10 protein-coding genes are annotated in these 15,447 nt (G+C 73.7%); 3 read left to right on the top strand and 7 right to left on the bottom strand.

The window, feature by feature from the left end; all coding sequences use genetic code 11:
* Positions 1-209: 209 nt before the first annotated feature.
* The 5 genes from WCS02_RS09895 to WCS02_RS09915 all read right to left on the bottom strand — a co-directional run bounded on the left by WCS02_RS09895 (position 210) and on the right by WCS02_RS09915 (position 6,049).
* Complete coding sequence (locus WCS02_RS09895; RefSeq protein ID WP_340292557.1) at positions 210-1,223, bottom strand: ABC transporter permease; 1,014 nt, start codon at positions 1,221-1,223, stop codon at positions 210-212.
* Complete coding sequence (locus WCS02_RS09900) at positions 1,220-2,194, bottom strand: ABC transporter permease (RefSeq protein WP_340292559.1); 975 nt, start codon at positions 2,192-2,194, stop codon at positions 1,220-1,222. Before WCS02_RS09900 ends, WCS02_RS09895 begins: the two co-directional genes overlap by 4 nt.
* Positions 2,191-3,756 (bottom strand): sugar ABC transporter ATP-binding protein, encoded by a 1,566-nt coding sequence (locus WCS02_RS09905; RefSeq protein WP_340292562.1) that lies wholly within the window; start codon positions 3,754-3,756, stop codon positions 2,191-2,193. The genes WCS02_RS09900 and WCS02_RS09905 overlap by 4 nt, the downstream gene beginning before the upstream one ends.
* A gap of 74 nt (positions 3,757-3,830) precedes the next feature.
* On the bottom strand, positions 3,831-4,949 hold the full coding sequence (locus WCS02_RS09910; RefSeq protein ID WP_340292564.1) for an ABC transporter substrate-binding protein: 1,119 nt from the start codon (positions 4,947-4,949) through the stop codon (positions 3,831-3,833).
* Positions 4,950-5,191: 242 nt separating this feature from the next.
* Positions 5,192-6,049 (bottom strand): phytanoyl-CoA dioxygenase family protein, encoded by an 858-nt coding sequence (locus WCS02_RS09915; RefSeq protein ID WP_340292566.1) that lies wholly within the window; start codon positions 6,047-6,049, stop codon positions 5,192-5,194.
* 95 nt (positions 6,050-6,144) lie between these two features.
* Here WCS02_RS09915 and WCS02_RS09920 point away from each other — a divergent pair, with 95 nt between their 5' ends.
* Complete coding sequence (locus WCS02_RS09920) at positions 6,145-7,224, top strand: LacI family DNA-binding transcriptional regulator (protein ID WP_340292568.1); 1,080 nt, start codon at positions 6,145-6,147, stop codon at positions 7,222-7,224.
* A gap of 79 nt (positions 7,225-7,303) precedes the next feature.
* Positions 7,304-9,397, top strand: coding sequence for an excinuclease ABC subunit UvrB (gene uvrB / locus WCS02_RS09925; RefSeq protein WP_340292571.1), 2,094 nt, complete (start codon positions 7,304-7,306; stop codon positions 9,395-9,397).
* Positions 9,398-9,479: 82 nt separating this feature from the next.
* On the opposite strand, the gene WCS02_RS09930 is transcribed toward uvrB, so the two are convergent.
* Together WCS02_RS09930 and WCS02_RS09935 are read right to left on the bottom strand one after the other, a co-directional pair.
* Positions 9,480-10,151 (bottom strand): MBL fold metallo-hydrolase, encoded by a 672-nt coding sequence (locus tag WCS02_RS09930; RefSeq protein WP_376983735.1) that lies wholly within the window; start codon positions 10,149-10,151, stop codon positions 9,480-9,482.
* A 38-nt stretch (positions 10,152-10,189) separates the two neighbouring features.
* The gene (locus WCS02_RS09935) at positions 10,190-12,106 is read right to left on the bottom strand and encodes a glycoside hydrolase family 15 protein (RefSeq protein ID WP_340292573.1); all 1,917 of its coding nucleotides are present in this window, start codon (positions 12,104-12,106) and stop codon (positions 10,190-10,192) included.
* A gap of 153 nt (positions 12,107-12,259) precedes the next feature.
* On the opposite strand from WCS02_RS09935, the gene uvrA reads away from it, so the two are divergent.
* Entirely contained in the window at positions 12,260-15,193 is a 2,934-nt protein-coding gene (gene uvrA, locus WCS02_RS09940; RefSeq protein ID WP_340292575.1) for an excinuclease ABC subunit UvrA, read from the top strand.
* The last annotated feature ends 254 nt before the right edge of the window (positions 15,194-15,447 follow it).

A 15,447-nucleotide genomic window follows, 5' to 3' on the forward strand; every position in this document is an offset into this window, starting at 1 on the left:
CTGGCGTCGGCGCTGCGGCAGGCCGTCGCGCCGCCCCCCCGGGCCCGCCGGGCGACCCGGCCGACCCGCGGCTCGCAGGAGCGGCGGATCAGCGCCAAGAAGCAGCGCGGCCAGCTCAAGAAGCAGCGCGGCTCGCTCGACTGACCCCGGCACCAGGGACGGAGCCCCCGGCCGAGCAGGCGCCGCGGCGGGACCGCGGCGCCCGCTCCTCAGAGCCGCTCCGCCCGGGTGAGGTAGCGCTGCGCGACGACGACGACGAGCAGGATGCTGCCCTGCACGACCGCCTGCCACGCGCTCGGCAGGCTGCCGACCTGGTTGATGATGTTGGCGATCACCTGCAGCAGCAGCACGCCGACCAGCGTCCCGACCACGGTGCCAGCGCCGCCGGTGAGCAGCGTCCCGCCGAGGACGACCGCGGCGATCGCCGTCAGCTCGAAGCCGACGCCGATGACGGTCACGCCCGACGAGGTGTACGAGGCGATCATCACGCCGGCGAACCCGGCGAGCAGGCCCGACGCGACGTAGGTGACGACCTTGGTGCGCGCCACCGGCAGCCCCATGAGCTCGGCCGCGTCCTGCTGGCCGCCGATGGCCAGCACGGTCGGCCCGAACGAGGTCCGGTGCAGCACGAGCGTCCCCAGCGCGTACAGCACGACGACGACGACGATGGGCAGGGGGATCCCGAGGACGCTGCCCTGCGCGAGCTGGCGGAAGGCGCTCTCGGCCGGCACCCGGTAGGTCGTGGTGCCGCCGTCGGTCACCAGGAGCAGGACGCCGCGGGCGAACAGCAGCCCGGCGAGGGTGACGATGAACGGCTCCAGGCCGCCCCGGGCGATGATCAGGCCCTGGACCAGGCCGATGAGCCCGCAGGCGAGCAGCGGGACCGCGACGGCCGCGAGCGTGCCGAACTGGCTCGCCCACGCCGCGAGGACGCCGCCGAGCGCGAACACCGACCCCACCGACAGGTCGATCCCGCCGGTCATGATGACGAAGGTCATGCCGAGCGCGACGACCGCGAGGAACGACGACTGCACGGCGATGCTCGTGAGGTTGGCGCCGGTGGCGAAGGAGTCGAACTGGACCGACGCCACGACGCAGAGCGCGACGAGCACGACGAGGGCGCCCTGGCGCTGGAGGAGGACCGCGGCACGCCCGCTGCGGGCCGACGTGGTCACGGACGGGGCGGGCGCCCCGGCGGCGGCCGAGGTGGTCGTGAGGCTCATCTGCGTCTCCTGCCGATCTGCACGTAGACCGCGACCACGACGATGACGGCCTGGACGATCTGGGCCACGGCGTCGGCCGCGTTCTGGGCGATGAGGGTCGAGGTGACCAGCTGCATGAGCAGCGCCCCCGCGATGGTGCCGAGCACCCGCACCTGGCCGCCGCTCAGCGGGGTGCCGCCGACCACGACGGCCGTGATGGCGTACAGCTCGATGAGCAGGCCGAGCCGGGTGGGGTCGGAGGCCTGCGACCGGGCGGCGACCAGCACGCCCGCGAAGGCCGCGAGCACCCCGGCCATGATGTAGACGGTCGTGAGCACCCGGGCGACGGGGATGCCGGCCAGCGCCGCGGCCCGGATGTTGCCGCCGACGGCGACGAGCTGCCGCCCGGTGGTGGTCCGCCGCATGACGACGAAGACGCCGAGCGCGACGACCGCGGCGCTGAGCACGACGTAGGGCACGCCGAGGACGCTGCCGCTGCCCAGGGCGATGATGCCGGGGTCGCGGATGCTCTTGATCTCCCCGCCGAGCAGGTTCGCGACGCCGCGGCCGGCGACCATGATCGCCAGCGTCGCGACGATGGGCTGGATGCCCACCCGCGAGATGACCGTGCCGCCGAGCGCGCCCGTCACCAGCCCGGCGGTGCAGGCGACGAGGATCGCCGGCAGCGTGCCGTAGCCGATGTACAGGGGGATGAGGGCGGCGGCCAGGGCCATGACGGCCCCCACCGACAGGTCGATCCCACGGGTGCCGATGACCATGGCCATCCCGAGGGCGACGATGAGCACCGGGGAGACCTGGACCAGCTGCAGGCGCAGGTTCGTCGCGCTGACGAAGTTCGGCGTGATCACCACGTTGACGAGGACGAGCAGGGCGAGGGCGACGTAGACGCCGTTGCGCCGCAGCCACCCGCTGTCCAGGCGGGGGAGCCGTCGGGCGGGCGCCGCCGGGGCCGCCTCGGTGGTCGTGCTCATCGCTGGGGGACCCCTTCGTCCGCGACGGCCGGGTGGCCGCCGCCTGCGAGACCTTCGAGCAGCGCCGACGTGGTCAGCCCCGCCCCGGACAGCTCGCTGCTGACCGCGCCGTCGTGCAGGACGACGACCCGGTCGCTGCCTTCGACGAGCTCCTCCATCTCGCTGGAGATGAGGACGACGGCGAGCCCCTGGGCCGCGAGCTCGTCGACGAGCGCCTGGACCTCGCGCTTGGCGCCGACGTCGATGCCCCGGGTGGGCTCGTCGAGCAGGAACACCTTGGGCTCGGTCGCCAGCCAGCGGGCGAGGAGCACCTTCTGCTGGTTGCCGCCGGACAGCTCGCGGACCTTCTGGTGGGGGCTGGAGGCCTTGACCTGCAGCCGCCGCATGAACACCTCGACGACCGCGTCGATCTTGCTGTCGGAGACGATGCCCGCCCGCGACAGCCGGGGCAGCACCGCCAGGGCGATGTTGTCGCGCACCGACAGGTCCGGGACGATCCCCTCCGCCTTCCGGTCCTCCGACAGCAGGGCCATCCCGGCGGCCAGGGCGTGCGCCACCGAGCCGGTCTTGACGGGCCGTCCGCCGACGGCCACGGTGCCGGAGCTGGTGAGCAGGTCCCCGTACACCGCCTTGACGGTCTCGGAGCGCCCGGAGCCGAGCAGGCCGCCGAGCCCGACGACCTCGCCGGGACGCACGTCGAAGGAGATGCCGTCGAGCCGGTTGCGGACGTGCAGGTCCTGGACCCGCAGCACCGGCTCCACCTCGACCAGGTGGGAGTCGCCGAACTCGGTCGTGCCGCGCTCGACGTCCGCCATGGTCCGGCCGAGCATGTGCGCGACGAGCTCGAGCCGGCTGAGGTCGGCGACGGGGCCGCTGTGGACGGTGCGCCCGTCGCGCAGGACGGTGACGTGGTCGCACAGGGCGAACAGCTCGCCCATGCGGTGGGAGACGAAGACGAGGGCGACGCCCGTGGCGGCCAGGTCGCGGGCGACCCGGAACAGGGTGTCCACCTCCTTGGCCTCCAGGGAGGAGGTGGGCTCGTCCATGATGACGACGCGGCTGTCGACCGACACCGCCCGTGCCAGGGCCACCATCTGCTGGACGCCGAGGCCGAGCCGCCCGAGCTGCTCGTCGACGTCCACGTCGATGCCGACCCGGGCGACGAGCTCGCGGGCCTGGCGCCGCATCGCCCGGGTGTCCACCAGGCCGAACCGGCGCGGCTCGCGGCCCAGGAAGATGTTGCTCGCCACGCTGAGCAGCGGGACGAGGTTGACCTCCTGGTACATCGTCGAGATGCCGGCGTCCTGCGCGTCCGACGGGCGCGCGAAGCGCACGGGCTCGCCGCGGTACAGCAGCTGCCCCTCGTCCGGCACGTAGACACCGGTCAGCACCTTGATGAGGGACGACTTGCCGGCCCCGTTCTCGCCGACGAGCGCGTGGATCTGCCCGGGCACCAGGGTGAAGTCGACGCCCCGCAGCGCGTGCACGCCGTCGAAGCTCTTGCGGACACCGGTCACCGACAGGACGGGGTCCGTCGTCGGGGGTCCAGCGGTGGGTGGCACGGCGCCTCCTCGCGCGCGGGCTCCCGGGGGACCGTGGTGCGGTCCCCCGGGAGGGGTGTGCTGGCGGTCGGGCGTCAGAACGCGTCGGCGAGGTTCGCCTCGGCGTTCTCCGGGTTGTACTCGTCGTCCTCGATGATGATGTCCTCGGCGATGGGCTCGCCGTCGAAGAACCGCTGGGCGGTCTCGAAGGCGAGGGGGCCGAAGCGGGGGTTGGACTCGATGACGGCGTTGATCTGGCCGTCGACGATCGCCTGGACGGCGTTGGCCGTGCCGTCGATGGAGACGATGCGGACCTCGCTGCCGGGCTGGCGGCCCGCCGCGGACACGGCCGTGACGGCACCGAGGGCCATCTCGTCGTTGTGCGCGTAGATGGCGTCGATCTCCGGGTTGGACTGCAGGAGCTGCTCGGTGACGGTCTGCCCCTCGTCGCGGGCGAAGTTGGCGGTCTGCTCGACGACGACCTCGAGGCCCGGGTGCTCCGCCTCGACCTGGTCGAGGAAGCCCTGGTTGCGCTGGTCGGTGACGTTGTTGCCGGAGGAGCCCAGGAGGATGGCGACGTTGGCCTCGCCCTCGGTCGCCTCGGCCATGGCGTCGGCGGCGCGCTGGCCCTGGCTGTAGAAGTCCGAGCCGATGAACGTCACGTAGTCGCTGCAGTGCTCGCTGGTGACCTTGCGGTCGATGGTGATGACGGGGACGCCGGCCTCGGACGCCGCGGACAGCGCCGGGTCGAGGCCGTCGGAGTTGAGCGGGGCGACGATGAGGAGGTCGACGCCCTGGTTGAGCAGGTCCTGGATGTCGGAGATCTGCTTGGGCAGCTCGGCGTTGGCGTTGGTGACGATCAGCTCGGCGCCGACGGCCTCCGCCTCGTCGCGGATCGACTGGGTCTCGGCGGCCCGGAAGGCCGCGGTGTCGGGCTCGGACTGGGAGAAGCCGACCGTGGCGCCCTCGAGCTCGACCGCCTCGATCCCGCCGGCGTAGCTGTCGAGGGTGCAGCCCTCGCCGGTGGCCTCGGTGCTGGGCTCGCGGACGACCTGGCCGCCGCCGGCCGAGGCGCCGTCGCTGGCTCCGCCGCCGGCGGACGTCGTCTCGCCCGGGTTGGCGCACCCGGTGACCAGCAGCGCGGACGCGGCCACGAGCGAGAGGAGGGGGACGCCGCGCCGGAGGCGGGCGGACGGACGGGGGGTGCTGCGCATGGGGGTGCTCCTGGCTCGGGGGTCGGGGCGTCGTCGGCCCGTGTGCGGGACGTGCAGGAGGCGCCTCGGCGCGCGCTCCTCGTCTGGTGGCGGTGTGGTGGTGGTGCGGTGGCGGTGCCGGCCCCGGTGGGGGGCGCCGCGCGGTGGTGCGTGGGGCAGGCGGTGCCGGGTGGTACGCGCGGTGCCCGTCGCGCCGGCCGGACCGTCGGCCGGCCGGCCAGCGCGAGGGAGCGGGGGAGGCCTCAGGCCTCGCCCATCACCAGGCCCTCGATGGTGTGCTTCTGGGTGATCGGCGTGAGCTCGTCGACGACGGGGCAGCGCATGTGGTCGCGCACCCGCTGCGGGAGCTGCTCCCAGTACCCGCGGGTGACCGCCATGTCGTGGTGCTCGGCGTTGCCGGCGCCGGGGGCGTCGACCCCGAGGACGAGCACGGGGCGGGACTTCGCCGACTCGTTCTTGGTGCCGCGGTGGATGGTGAGCGCGGAGCGGGCGGAGACGTCGCCGCGCTGCGGGTACTTGCGCACGGCGCGCTCCTCGAAGCGGGGGTACATCGACTTCGGCGGGAACATGCCGTGCGTGAACTCCTCGGAGTCGTCGAACTGGGTGCCCGGGGCCACCTCGAACGGCCCCATGTCCTCGGCGGTGTCGACGCCCGTGAGGTTGAAGGCCAGCGAGGTGAGGCGGCCGGTGCGCCGGGTCTCGTCGGGCATGGGGAAGTCGCGGTGCCAGGGCTGGTTCATCGCGCCCTCGCCGGGGACGTCGAAGCCGAGCTCGACGATCTCGTAGTCCTCGCCGAGCACCGCCGTGCAGACCTGGCGGACCCACGGGTGGTCGACGAGGTCGACGAAGCCGCGCATCTGCTCGGGGTGGATCTCGACGTAGTAGCGGTTGGGGCCGCGGCCGACGGCGCCGTCGGGGCGGGAGAGCGCCTCTGCCAGCGCGGTCTCGATGTCCTCGCGCATGCGGTCGGCCCAGTCCGGCGTGAAGGCGCCCTTGCGGGCGGTGATCCCGTCGCCGTAGAGGGCCTCGACGATGGCGCGGGTCTCGTCGTCCGCGCCCTCGGGCACGAACGGGGTCTGGGTCGCTGTCTGCTGGTCCACGGGGGTGTCTCCTTCGACGACCGGTCTGGGGCGGCACCAGTATTGCCACGTTGCATGCAACGTGGCAAGCGCCTGCGGCTGGCATAGTGCCGACCATGCCGACGAGCCTCAAGGACGTGGCCGCGCGGGCCGGCGTCTCGGCCCGGACGGTGTCGAACGTCGTCAACGGCTCGGGCGTCGTCGCCCCGGCCACCCGGGAGCGCGTCCAGCAGGCCGTCGACGAGCTGGGCTACCGGCCGAACGCGGCGGCCCGGAACCTGCGCACCGGACGGACCGGCCTGGTGGGCCTCGTCGTGCCCGAGATCGACTCGCCGTACTTCAGCGAGATGGCCGCCCTGCTCGCCGTGGCCGTCGAGGGGCGGTCGTGGACGCTGCTCACCGACGCCACGGGCGGCGACGCCGAGCGGGAGCGCCGCCTGCTCGGCGGCGCCCGGCGGCAGCTGGTGGACGGCCTCATCCTCAGCCCCTGGGCGCTCACCCCCGACGACATCGCCCGCCACGCGGGCGCGGTGCCGCTGGTGCTCATCGGCGAGCACGTGCCCGACGGTGTCGTCGACCACGTCGCGGTCGACAACGTCGCCGCCGCGCGCGCGGCGACGGCCCACCTGCTCGCCCTCGGCAGGCGGCGGGTCGCCGTCGTCGGGGTCGGGGCGAACGGCGCCGGGGCGACGGCCCGGCTCCGGCTGCAGGGCTACCACGAGGCCCTGGCGGCGGCCGGGCTGCCGAGGGACCCGGCGCTGGAGGCGGGGACCGGGGCGCTGCACCGAGCCGACGGGGCCGCGGCGCTCCGGCGCCTGCTCGACCTGCCCGAGCCGCCGGACGCGGTGTTCTGCTTCACCGACCAGCTCGCGCTCGGCGCGCTGCGGGTGGCGCTCGAGCGGGGCCTGGACGTCCCGGGCGACCTGGCCGTCGTCGGGTTCGACGACATCGAGGACGGCCGCTACGCCACGCCGTCGCTCACCACGGTGTCCCCGGACAAGGCCGCGACCGCGAGGCTGGCCGTGGAGTGCCTGGCGGACCGGATCGCCGAGCGGGCGGCCGTGCGGGCCCAGGGCGGCACGGCGCCGGGCGAGGCCCCCGGCGGCGGCGGGACCGCACCGGCCAGGACCGTCGTCGTCGCGCACCGCCTCGAGGTGCGCGAGAGCACCGTCGGCCGCGCGGTCGCGCCCGGCTGACGCCCACCTCCTGACCGCCCTGCCGCCAGGGTGACCCGGCGGCGGGAGATCTGTCGGAGGGGCGGCATACCGTGTCCACGTGCGCCCGGTCACCGACATCACCCGTTCCCTCGCCCCGTTCCAGGTCATCAGCGAGTTCTCGCCCAGCGGCGACCAGCCGGCCGCGATCAAGGACCTCGCCACCCGCGTGAACCGGGGGGACAAGGACTCCGTGCTCCTCGGCGCCACCGGCACGGGCAAGTCGGCGACGACGGCCTGGCTCGTCGAGCAGGTGCAGCGCCCGACCCTGGTCATGGTGCAGAACAAGACGCTCGCCGCCCAGCTCGCCAACGAGTTCCGCGAGCTGCTGCCCAACAACGCCGTCGAGTACTTCGTCTCGTACTACGACTACTACCAGCCCGAGGCGTACGTCCCGCAGACGGACACGTACATCGAGAAGGACAGCTCGATCAACGACGAGGTCGAGCGGCTGCGCCACTCCGCGACCAACTCGCTGCTCACCCGGCGCGACGTCATCGTCGTGGCCACCGTGTCGTGCATCTACGGCCTGGGCACGCCGCAGGAGTACGTGGACCGGATGGCCCGGCTCAAGGTCGGCCAGTCCGTCGACCGCGACCAGCTGCTCCGCCAGTTCGTCACCATGCAGTACACGCGCAACGACCTCTCGTTCACGCGCGGCACGTTCCGGGTCCGTGGCGACACCGTCGAGATCATCCCGCAGTACGAGGAGCTCGCGGTCCGCATCGAGCTGTTCGGCGACGAGATCGAGCGGATCTACACCCTGCACCCGCTGACCGGCGAGATCGTCCGCGAGGAGCAGGAGTACTACATCTTCCCCGCGTCGCACTACGTCGCCGGCCCCGAGCGGCTCGAGCGCGCGGTGGGCACCATCGAGGCCGAGCTCGCGGACCGCCTCGCGGAGCTCGAGCGGCAGAACAAGCTGCTGGAGGCCCAGCGGCTGCGGATGCGCACCACGTACGACATGGAGATGCTCCGACAGGTCGGCACCTGCGCCGGCGTCGAGAACTACTCGCGGCACTTCGACGGCCGCGCCCCCGGGTCGGCGTCGAACACCCTCATCGACTACTTCCCCGAGGACTTCCTCCTCGTCATCGACGAGTCGCACGTCACCGTGCCGCAGATCGGCGGGATGTACGAGGGCGACATGTCCCGGAAGCGCACCCTCGTGGACCACGGCTTCCGGCTGCCCTCGGCGATGGACAACCGGCCGCTGCGGTGGGAGGAGTTCCAGGAGCGGATCGGGCAGACCGTCTACCTGTCGGCGACGCCCGGCCCGTACGAGCTCGGCCGCGTCAAGGGCGACGTCGTCCAGCAGATCATCCGCCCGACCGGCCTGGTCGACCCCAAGGTCGTCGTCAAGCAGACCAAGGGCCAGATCGACGACCTGCTCGCCGAGATCCGGGAGCGCACGGCCAAGAACGAGCGCATCCTCGTCACCACCCTCACCAAGAAGATGGCCGAGGACCTCACCGACTACCTGCTCGAGCAGGGGGAGCGGGTCCGCTACCTGCACTCCGAGGTGGACACGCTGCGCCGGGTCGAGCTGCTGCGGGAGCTGCGGCTGGGGGAGTACGACGTCCTCGTCGGCATCAACCTGCTGCGCGAGGGCCTCGACCTGCCCGAGGTGTCGCTCGTCGCGATCCTCGACGCGGACAAGGAGGGCTTCCTCCGCTCCGCCACCGCGCTCATCCAGACCATCGGCCGGGCGGCCCGCAACGTCTCCGGCGAGGTCCACATGTACGCGGACCGGATCACGCCGTCGATGGAGCAGGCCATCGACGAGACCAACCGGCGCCGCGAGATCCAGGTGGCGCACAACCTGGCCAACGGCATCGACCCGACCCCGCTGCGCAAGAAGATCGCCGACATCACCGACCTCATCGCTCGCGAGGACGAGGACACCCGCTCGCTGCTCGGCGGGTCCGGCCGCCGGCAGTCGCGGGGCAAGTCGCGCGACGGCGCGGTGTCGCCGCTGCCGGTCAGCCGGCACGAGGGCATGCCCCAGGCGGAGCTCGCCGACCTCATCCAGCAGCTCAGCGACCAGATGCACGCCTCGGCCGCCGAGCTGCAGTTCGAGGTGGCGGCCCGGCTCCGCGACGAGATCGGCGACCTCAAGAAGGAGCTGCGCGGGATGCAGGCGGCGGGCGTCTAGCGAGTACACCGGCGGACCCGGCCCGCGGGGCTCCCGCGGGCCGGGGGTCCGCGGGGTCCGGGGCGTCAGCCCCGGCGGCGGGTCACCAGCCTCGGGAGCGCCAGTCCTCGAGCGACCCGCGCTCGGCGCCCAGCGTCGTGCCGTCACCGTGGCCCGGCTGCACGAGCGTGCTGTCGTCGAGCCCGAACAGCCTGTCGGTGACGTCGTCGAGCAGCGACGTGAACCGGGCCGCGTCGCCCCGGGTGTTCCCGACGCCGCCCGGGAACAGCGAGTCGCCGGTGAGCGCGAGCGTCGGGTGGGGTGCCGCGCCGGGCACGACGAGGGCGACCGAGCCCGGCGTGTGCCCTCGCAGGTGCACGACCGCGACGACGAGCTCGCCGACCTCGACGACGTCGCCGTGGTCGAGGAGCCGGTCGGCGGCCACCGGCAGGTCCCCGGCGTCGTCGCGCCCCACCAGGGCGGGGGCGCCGGTGGCGGCGACCACGGCGGGCAGGGCGCGGTGGTGGTCCCAGTGCCCGTGCGTGGTGACCACGCCGACCAGGTCGGTGGCGGCACGGCCGGAGACGTGGGCGGCCTCCTCCACCAGCGCGAGCACCGCGGGCGCGTCGTCGGCGGCGTCGACGAGCAGCTGTGCGCCCGTCGCGGCGCAGGTGAGGACGTACACGCAGTTGTCCTGCTCGCCGACCGAGGCCTTGCTCAGCACGACCGGGCCCAGGTCGACGTGCAGCGCCCCGCCGCCCGGCTCGGTGTGCAGGGCCGGCAGGAGCGGGTCCCCCGGCGACAGCAGCTCGCTCACCACTCGCTCCTGACCTCGTGCACCTGGTCGATCGCCTCGGCCGCCCGCACGAGCGCCAGGTGGCTGAAGGCCTGCGGGTAGTTGCCGGTGAAGCGCCGCGCCGCGGGGTCGTACTCCTCCGCGAGCAGGCCGAGGCCCGGGGTGGCGAGCCCGCACAGCCGGTCCATGAGGGTGGTGGCCTCCTCGCGGCGACCCACCCGGGCCCAGTGCTCGACGAGCCAGAACGAGCAGGCGAGGAACGGGTGCTCGTCGCCGGCCAGGCCGTCGACGTCGGTCTCGGTCCGGTAGCGGAGCACGAGCCCGTCGCGCATCAGGTCGGACTCCACGGCGGCGACGGTGGCGAGCATGACCGGGTCGTCCCAGTCGAGGAACCCGACCTGGGCGGCCTGGAGCAGGGCCGCGTCCACGCTGGTGCCCCCGAGGTACTGCACGAGGTTGCCCCGCTCGGGGTCGACGCCCGTGGCGAGCACCTGGGCCCGGATGGTGTCGGCCATCTCCTGCCACACCTCGACGTGGCCGGGCCGGCCGAAGTCGCGCGCCGCGCGCACGCCACGGTCGAACGCGGCCCACGCCATGATCCGCGAGTGCGTGAAGGCGCGCAGGTCGCCCCGGATCTCCCAGATGCCGTTGTCGGGGGTGTCCCAGACCTCGGCGAGGTGGTCCAGCAGCGCCGCCTGCAGCGACCAGCTGAAGACGTCGGTGTGCAGGCCGGCCGCGCGGGCCGCGTGCAGGGCGACCATGACCTCGCCGATGACGTCGACCTGCAGCTGCGAGGCCGCGGCGTTGCCGACCCGGACCGGCGAGGAGCCCTCGTAGCCCGGCAGGTGGTCGAGCGTGTACTCCTCGAGCCGGCGCTCGCCGCCGACGCCGTACATGATCTGCACGTCCTCCGGGGCGCCCGCCACGGCCCTCAGCAGCCAGGAGCGCCAGCTGTCGGCGCTCTCGAGGTAGCCGTGCGCGAGCAGCGCCTCCAGGGTGAGGGCGGCGTCGCGGAGCCAGCAGTACCGGTAGTCCCAGTTGCGGACCCCGCCGAGCTCCTCGGGCAGCGACGTGGTCGGGGCCGCGACGATGCCGCCGGTGTCCTCGTGGCTCAGCGCCCGCAGCGTGAGCAGCGAGCGGCGGACGGCGCCGGCGTAGCGGCCGTCGTGCCGGCAGCGTGACGCCCAGTCGCGCCACCAGGTCTCGGTGCGGTCGATGGCCGCGGTGACGTAGACCGGCTCCGGCGGCGGCCGGTGCGACGGGTACCAGGTGAGGACCAGGTCGTTCCGGCCGCCCGCGGCGACGTCGAAGACGCCGACGTGGCGGTGGTCCTCCGGGACGGGCAGCGGGTCGCAGCGCAGCAGGAGCGCGTCGGGCCCGGCGACCGCGAGCAGCGCCTGGGCGCCGCCCTCGCTCGTGGCCGACGTCGCCGCGTTGGGGCCGGAGCCCACGCCGCGGACCCGCTCGGGGCGTGGCGCGGGCAGGGCGAACGCGGCGTCCACCGTCACCCCGTCGTCCTTGATCCGGCGCACCCACGGCACGTCGCGGCCGTAGCCGAACCGGATGACGAGCTCCTGCCGCATCCGGACGCTGCCCTCCAGGCCCTCGACGCGGCGGACCAGGTCGGCGCGGCGGCCGCCGACCGGCATGGTCTCGACCACCCGCACGGCGCCGGTCGAGGTCCGCCAGACGGTCTCCAGGGTGAAGGTGTCGTCGCGGTAGGCGCGCGACTCGACGACGGCGTCCTCGTCGAGGGGCGCCAGGACCCACCGGCCGTTGTCGCCGTCGCCGAGCAGCGCGGCGAAGCAGGCGGGGGAGTCGAAGCGCGGGAAGCAGAGCCAGTCGACGCTGCCGCGGTCGGAGACGAGCGCGGCCGAGTGGAGGTCGCCGAGGAGCGCGTAGCGCTCGATCGGGACCGCGGGGGCGGGGGTCACGGCGGGACGGTACCCCCGGGCGGAGCGGCCGGACCGCGGCGCGCCAGCCCGCGGCGCCAGGGCCCCGCGCCGGGTGACCGGGACCGGCCGCGCGTCGTGGTGCAGGGCCTCGCGCCGGACGGCGGTGTCGGTGGGCCGACCTACGATGGGGGTGTGGCAGACCGTCTCGTCGTCCGTGGTGCACGTGAGCACAACCTCAAGGACATCGGGGTCGACCTCCCGCGCGACTCGCTCGTCGTGTTCACCGGCCTGTCGGGGTCCGGGAAGTCGTCCCTGGCCTTCGACACCATCTTCGCCGAGGGCCAGCGCCGCTACGTGGAGTCCCTCAGCGCCTACGCCCGGCAGTTCCTCGGCCAGATGGACAAGCCGGACGTCGACTTCATCGAGGGCCTGTCTCCCGCGGTGTCCATCGACCAGAAGTCGACCAACCGCAACCCCCGGTCGACCGTCGGCACCATCACCGAGATCCACGACTACCTGCGCCTGCTGTACGCGCGCGCCGGGCGGCCCCACTGCGTCCGCTGCGGCGAGCCGATCGGCCGGCAGACGCCCCAGCAGATCGTCGACCGCCTGCTCCAGCTGCCGGACGGCACCCGGTTCCAGGTGCTCGCCCCGGTCGTCCGCGGCCGCAAGGGCGAGAACCTCGAGCTGTTCCGCGAGATGCAGGGCAAGGGCTTCTCGCGCGCCCGGGTCGACGGCGAGGTCGTGTCGCTGGCCGAGCCGCCCGTGCTGGACGGCAAGAAGAAGCACGACGTCGACGTCGTCGTCGACCGCCTCGTCTCGCGCAGCGAGGGCGACGAGGACAAGCAGTACAGCGCCCGCCGCCGCCTCACCGACTCCGTCGAGACCGCCCTGGGGCTGGCCGAGGGCATGCTCGTCGTCGAGCTCATCGACGTCCCCGCGCCGGGCACCCCCGGCGCCGACGACCACCCGCTGGGCCCGCGCGAGCGGCGCTTCAGCGAGCGGCTCGCCTGCCCCAACGACCACCCGGTCGCGCTGGAGGAGATCGAGCCGCGCACGTTCTCCTTCAACGGCCCGTACGGCGCCTGCCCGACGTGCAGCGGCCTGGGGACGCGCCTGGAGGTCGACCCCGAGCTCGTCGTCCCCGACGACGACCTGTCGCTGTCGCAGGGGGCCGTAGCCCCGTGGTCGACGGGCTCCCAGAGCGTCGACTACTTCGACAAGCTGCTGAGCAGCCTCGCCGACGCGCTCGGCTTCTCCATGGACACCCCGTGGCGCGCGCTGCCCGAGCGAGCCCGCGAGGCCGTGCTCCACGGCCTCGACGGCCAGCTCGACGTCCGCTACAAGACCCGGCACGGCCGCCAGCGCGCGTACCGGGCCGGGTTCGAGGGCGTCCTGCCGTTCATCCGCCGCCGCCACGAGGAGACCGACTCCGAGTGGGCCAAGGACCGCTACGGCGCCTACATGCGCGAGGTCCCGTGCCCGGTCTGCCAGGGCGCCCGGCTGCGGCCGGAGGTGCTCGCCGTCACGGTGTCCGGGCGCAACATCGCCCAGGTGTCCTCGCTCACCATCGGCGAGACCGCCGAGTTCCTGCGCGACCTCGAGCTGTCCGAGCGCGAGCACGCCATCGCCGACCGGGTGCTCCGCGAGATCCACGCCCGCCTCGGGTTCCTCCTCGACGTCGGCCTGGACTACCTCAGCCTCGACCGGGCGGCGGGCACGCTGTCCGGCGGCGAGGCCCAGCGCATCCGCCTCGCCACCCAGATCGGCGCCGGCCTGGTGGGGGTGCTGTACGTGCTCGACGAGCCGAGCATCGGCCTGCACCAGCGGGACAACCAGCGCCTCATCGGCACGCTCACCCGGCTGCGCGACCTGGGCAACACCCTCATCGTCGTCGAGCACGACGAGGACACCATCAAGGCCTCGGACTGGGTCGTCGACATCGGCCCGGGCGCCGGCGAGCACGGCGGGCAGGTGGTCCACTCCGGGCCGCTGGCCGAGCTGCTCACCAACTCCGCCTCGCTCACCGGGGCCTACCTGTCCGGCCGCCGGAGCATCCCGACGCCCGCCACCCGGCGCGCCGTCGACCCCGCCCGGGTCGTGTCCGTCAAGGGCGCGCGCGAGCACAACCTCACCGGCGTGGACGTCGACTTCCCGCTCGGCGTCCTCGTGTCGGTGACCGGGGTGTCCGGGTCGGGCAAGTCGACCCTGGTCAACGACATCCTCTACACGGTGCTGGCGAACAAGCTCAACGGCGCCCGCCAGGTCCCCGGCCGGCACAAGACCGTCACCGGCCTGGAGCACCTGGACAAGGTGGTCCACGTCGACCAGGGCCCGATCGGCCGCACGCCGCGGTCCAACCCGGCGACGTACACGGGCGTCTGGGACCACGTGCGCAAGCTGTTCGCGCAGGCGCCCGAGGCCAAGATCCGCGGCTACCAGCCCGGCCGGTTCAGCTTCAACGTCAAGGGCGGTCGCTGCGAGCACTGCCAGGGCGACGGCACCCTGAAGATCGAGATGAACTTCCTCCCGGACGTCTACGTCCCGTGCGAGGTGTGCCACGGCGCCCGGTACAACCGGGAGACCCTCGAGGTGCACTTCAAGGGCAAGACGGTCGCCGACGTCCTGGACGCCCCGATCGAGGAGGCCGCGGAGTTCTTCGCCGCGGTCCCCGCCATCGCCCGGCACCTCAACACGCTGGTCGACGTCGGCCTGGGCTACGTCCGCCTCGGCCAGCCCGCCCCGACCCTGTCCGGCGGCGAGGCGCAGCGCGTCAAGCTCGCCACCGAGCTGCAGCGCCGCTCCGCCGGGCGCACGGTGTACGTGCTCGACGAGCCCACCACCGGGCTGCACTTCGAGGACATCCGCAAGCTGCTGGAGCTCCTGCAGGGGCTGGTGGACAAGGGCAACACCGTCATCGTCATCGAGCACAACCTCGACGTCATCAAGTCCTCGGACTGGGTCATCGACATGGGGCCCGAGGGCGGCTCCGGCGGCGGCCGGGTCATCGCCCAGGGGACGCCGGAGCAGGTGGCGGCGGTCGAGGGCAGCTTCACCGGGCAGTTCCTCGCCGGGCTCGTCACGCCGGCACCCGCCCGGCGGACGACGCGCCGCAAGGCGGGCTGAGGCCACGACGGGCTGAGGCGCACGACGGGTGCGGCGTCCGGGTCCCTGCCGGCGCCGTACCCCCGTCGTGGACAATCGCCGCGTGGACCCCGTCTCGCTCGACTGCCCCTCCCGCCGCGGCGTGCTCCGCACCCTCGCCGGGGTCGGGGTGACGACCATCGCCGCGGGCGTGCTCAGCGCGTGCGGCGGGTCGGACGCGCCCACCGGGGCCGAGGGCCCAGCGGCGACGGCCGGCGCGGGCGGCACGGCAAGTC

This window comes from Aquipuribacter hungaricus (assembly GCF_037860755.1).
GTDB classification, from domain to species: Bacteria; Actinomycetota; Actinomycetes; order Actinomycetales; family JBBAYJ01; genus Aquipuribacter; species Aquipuribacter hungaricus.

Excerpts from the sequence above, each read along its gene's own strand:
- WCS02_RS09895 (WP_340292557.1), bottom strand. The coding sequence starts at position 1,223 with ATGAGCCTCACGACCACCTCGGCCGCCGCCGGGGCGCCCGCCCCGTCC.
- WCS02_RS09900 (WP_340292559.1), bottom strand. The coding sequence starts at position 2,194 with ATGAGCACGACCACCGAGGCGGCCCCGGCGGCGCCCGCCCGACGGCTC.
- WCS02_RS09910 (WP_340292564.1), bottom strand. The coding sequence starts at position 4,949 with ATGCGCAGCACCCCCCGTCCGTCCGCCCGCCTCCGGCGCGGCGTCCCC.
- WCS02_RS09920 (WP_340292568.1), top strand. The coding sequence starts at position 6,145 with ATGCCGACGAGCCTCAAGGACGTGGCCGCGCGGGCCGGCGTCTCGGCC.